The sequence below is a fragment of the Bradyrhizobium sp. Leo170 genome, from assembly GCF_004296405.1.
Taxonomy (GTDB): Bacteria; Pseudomonadota; Alphaproteobacteria; order Rhizobiales; family Xanthobacteraceae; genus Bradyrhizobium.
Genome location: NZ_PSRR01000504.1, coordinates 1 through 4,213, shown reverse-complemented (window position 1 = coordinate 4,213; position 4,213 = coordinate 1). Strand labels below are relative to the sequence as shown.

4 protein-coding genes are annotated in these 4,213 nt (G+C 59.4%); 3 read left to right on the top strand and 1 reads right to left on the bottom strand.

Going from position 1 to position 4,213, the window contains the following annotated elements:
* Positions 1–147 (bottom strand): phage integrase N-terminal SAM-like domain-containing protein (locus tag CWO89_RS41410; protein ID WP_207234683.1); only part of this gene is annotated, 147 nt, incomplete at its 3' end.
* 106 nt (positions 148–253) lie between these two features.
* Here CWO89_RS41410 and CWO89_RS46465 point away from each other — a divergent pair.
* The 3 genes from CWO89_RS46465 (at position 254) to CWO89_RS41400 (ending at position 3,977) form a co-directional block, all read left to right on the top strand.
* Complete coding sequence (locus tag CWO89_RS46465) at positions 254–403, top strand: hypothetical protein (protein WP_155255602.1); 150 nt, start codon at positions 254–256, stop codon at positions 401–403.
* 353 nt (positions 404–756) lie between these two features.
* Positions 757–1,776, top strand: coding sequence for a hypothetical protein (locus CWO89_RS41405; RefSeq protein ID WP_130584005.1), 1,020 nt, complete (start codon positions 757–759; stop codon positions 1,774–1,776).
* Complete coding sequence (locus tag CWO89_RS41400) at positions 1,773–3,977, top strand: Ulp1 family isopeptidase (protein WP_130584004.1); 2,205 nt, start codon at positions 1,773–1,775, stop codon at positions 3,975–3,977. Before CWO89_RS41405 ends, CWO89_RS41400 begins: the two co-directional genes overlap by 4 nt.
* Positions 3,978–4,213 lie beyond the last annotated feature (236 nt).

Sequence of the window (4,213 nt, the reverse complement as noted above, 5' to 3'; positions counted from 1 at the left end):
GATAGGCCGGACCTGCTCGAAACTCAGCCGGTCCGGTCGGCTAAACTTTGCGATCGCATAGATATAGGATTGCTGAGTCGACGGCGACAGATTGCGGACCGTCATGTCCTCGATCATGCGTTGGCGAAGAGGGCTCATCGTAGCCATCTGGGTCTCCTGTCTTGAGAGGGGTGGTGCGAAGACCAACATCCTCTCAGACAGGACACCTCAGTTCAGCAGGCTCCTCCCCACTCCCGCGTAGCGGGTTCGTTCAATGAGTGATCACGATGGCCTGGAATTGGTGATCACCATCGTCTGGAACACGCAGCGGCCCAACGAGGCCCAGCTTCCGGCAAAAATCAACGCGGTCGCCCGTTGGCTCGTTGTGGATCCGTCTGAGGCTCGTCAGCTTCTCAACAGCTAACGTTCCTAGCATGAGACGTGGACGGCGGGCCAACGCAAAGCCTTCAAAGGGGCTCTTGGCTTGCTCGGAATGCAAATCGCAAGCGTTACATAACTGACGGACGGCGTGTGGAAGAAGCACTCAGGGTAAGCTGACCCGACGCGTGATGTCGGTCGGGCCTTGCGTCCGACAAGGCGGCGACCAGTAAGGCTGAAGGCGCTCGGACCGGGTCGTGCGACGATTGCCGTTCGGGGGCTTTGTTCTGGTTGTCGACTTTGACCTTTGCCTCTCTCAGGTTGGATGCTCTGCGGCCCGTGCATCCGAGCTTAGCTTTGGGTTGGCCATGAAGATTTATCTCATCTAGGGAGATTAGTGTGGAAACGAACGATATTGGATGGCTTAATACGGACGGTTGGATGCAGGAGTACGCGGCCCTGCAAAAGCAGCAGCGGGCGAGACAACAGTCGGACAACATGTCTGAACATCCGGCGGGCTTTGAGCAGCAGCTGGCCGAGCTACAACTCAGGTCCTCTGATGAGAGCTCCGGTGACCCTAGTTCGTCTGATGCTAGTTCGGCTGATAATCACGCTGCACAGGCGCATGGAAGAACCCAGCGCGCTAATGTCGGGGGTTCGGTGCCATCGCGGTCCAACCTGCGGGATAACTGGTTCAGCAGCACGCACTACAGCGTAGACCTCCCTCGCGCTCACCTCGGCGGCTCGGCTGCGGAGGCATCGCGGTCTGACTTGCGTGACAGGCTGTTCAGCAGCACTCGCTACACCGCGCTGTCGGAAGCGCAGCCTGCGGCCCGGACGAAGAACAGCAAAAGCCGGGGACTGTGGTCGCGTGTTAAGTCAGCGGTCGGCAAAGTCTTTGGGGGGAGTCGTCGCGAGAAGTCGTCTGGGGGCGCGGCGTCGTACGTGGTGGTCCATTCAGAGCTTCGCATGGATTTCGCCAAGCGGCGCCGCGCGATTGAGCCCTTTGAGTCAGACACGGTGCTTATTTCCAGGATTATGAGGGCGTCCGTCGGCAGCAGCACGTTCAACACCGCTCAGAGGCATGCATCTCATTTACGCAACTTCAGTGCCTGGCTTAACGAGCACCAGAGAGGTTCAATTGCCGACCGGCTGAACCAGCATGGGTTGGAGGACGATGCGCGGGACTATGCGCAGGACGTGGACCCCGCTGGAAGCAAAAACATCAAAGATCAAATCATTGAGGCGTTGGAAAATCTCCGGCACGCCGATCTCCCGCCAGCTGAGATCACAGATGACGAGAGGCTTATTTCCGAGTTCAAAGAGGCGGGCAAATCCGCCGGCGCGGCCGCACTACTGTTAGTCGGTGGGCGGGAAATCTGTATAAATTCCACACCTGGCTTCGAGCCAAGACCTTGACGCTGTCCAGCTTGCTTGACCGTCCTGATGAGTTGACACGACTTGCGACACGCTATGTGGAGGAGGGTGGCAAAAAAGATGTCCATCCGGCGTTGACAGCGCTTCAGGAGTTCCACATCGCGAAAGCCGAGGGACGCCCCGCAAATTTCAATCTTCACCCACAACAGCGCTTGGCTGGCCCTCCTACCGAAGACACGGCGCTCATGGAGAGGTTCAAGGCAGCAGCCATGCAGGCCGGGGCTCACGAACCCACGATTGAGCGCAATCTGGTACATTTAAAAAAATTCGCCAACTGGCTCCGTGAAAACAACAAGGAGCCATTGGCTCCCCGCTTTCGAGATGAGGCGCTGGCGGACGATATCGATGAGTATAAAGCGCAAGGTAACGACCCTAAAAACCGTCTTCATTCGTCGCTGACGAATCTCCGGAGGCTTGGGTCGGGGGAAGAAAACATCCAACAGATCGGGCCCGGCCCGCGTCTCATGGGACCCCGCCTCCTAAGCCCCCATCCCGAAGACGCCGGCGTCATCGAGAATATGTTCGTTCAAGCCCTGCGTAACCTTGGAGACTCGACTTCCGAGCAGAGGCAGCCTTTTCACGAAACGGCTAGCCGCCTTCGGGGTTTCAGTGACTGGCTCCGAAGGGAGGATAGGAGCAGCATAGTTGGCCGACTCAGGGGGACTGGGCAGCAGCACGCGTTGGACGAAGATGTTAAGAATTTCAGGAGGACCAAAGCTTCGGCAAAGGTGCATGAAAAAGATTTGACGATGCTTCGGAACTACCTACAACTCGTCGAGGCAAACAAAGCGTTGGGTGTATCCCTTCCTCAGCAAACGGTAGGCCCGTTTGGGCAGGCCGACTTGCAGGAACCGGCTGGCTCGAACTCAACCTGGTCCTGGATGCGAGATTTGCCGACGCCGCCGTCCGAAAGTGAGTGGCCGCCGATGGTAGGCCCGTTTGGGCAGGCCGGCTTGCAGGAGCCGGCTGGGTCGAGCTCAAGCTGGTCCGTGCAACCGCCGTCCTACTTCGACTTTCCAACGCCGAGGGGCGAGCCGGCTTGGTCCTCAGACGTCTATCGCGATCTCGATTCTTTCACTGGTCTGCCGTCCACACCGCAGGAGCTGCGTGACGATGCTCAGTCAGTACCGGTGGGTGGCGCCGCCGCCAAACCGCCATTCTTCAGCGGACCATCAGACGCGCCAGCTCGGTCGTCAGACATCTACCGCGGTCTCGCCCCTTTCGTTGATCTGCCGTCCACGCCGCAGGAGATGCGTGACGATGCTCAGTCAGCGCCGGTGATCAGCCCTGCGGGTAGACCCGCGTTCTACGTCGGGCCATCAGGCGTGCTTGAGGAGCTCGAGGATATAGGACATCTCGTCGGCAAGAATTGGCAGCATGGCTCCCGGCCGGTCTCGGATTCACTGCTCGATGTCCTGGATAACAATGGGGTCCTGCCGACCCAGTTCAGCGGCCCAAGGCAGGTCTCCATCAACGGTGAGACCTACTCGATCACATTGGGGCCGCGAGGAGACCGCGATGCGCAATTCGTCCATCATCCCCGCCCCTCCCTCGCCCCGGCTGCCCAGATCGGCACTTCGGTTACCGGTGCCTCTTCCGGCGACCGCAGCGGACGCGTGCTGGGCCCCATCCAGTGGCTGGGTGACGAGCATATCCAGCGGGACTATGAGCTCCTGACGCAGCAGTTGCAGGAAAGCAATCCGGATCTCGCCGCCCGGACGCGGTTCGTGGATCCCCTGATAGCCCAAATGTTGCGGTCAGACTCCAACGAGGTCGCGCAACAGGCATTGGGGTGGCTTAGCCATCATACAGCCGACTTCCTGTTCCTGCCGGTAAACAATGCCGGCGCGGCGATAGAGGAGCGCGGCAGTCACTGGTCGCTGCTGCTGGTTGATCAACGTGATCGCGAAAATCCGGTTGCCTATCATTACGACTCTTATCTGCCGGGACCCAATACCGGGTTCGCAGTGATGCTAGCACGACGGCTCCGCGCCACCCCGCAACAGGCCCCCATAAGACAGCAGAGCAACGGCTATGATTGCGGCGTCTTTGTCCTGGACGGCACCCGGGAGCTGGTCAGGCGATTGGCGGCAACACGGCAGCCGGACCTGAACCTCAACAACCTCGTCATCGATCGGCGGGCCTTACAGGACCGACTAGGGGCCGATGTCGGCTTCAACTGAACAGGGCGCGCGCAGCTGGTTGAAATGCGACTCGCCGATTGAAGGTCCGCAATCGGCGTGTTCGCAGAGCATCATGGTGTCTCACATGAGGAACTGAAGCCGGCGCTACGGCTGTTTTGGGAGCCGTCGAAGGAGCCCGACAGGCGATTTCGGAGCTAACGTCCCCGATATCCTTACAGCCGGCATCAAGCTGTCCGGTTGTCAAGCGACGTCCGGATTTAACGCGCTCTCATCCT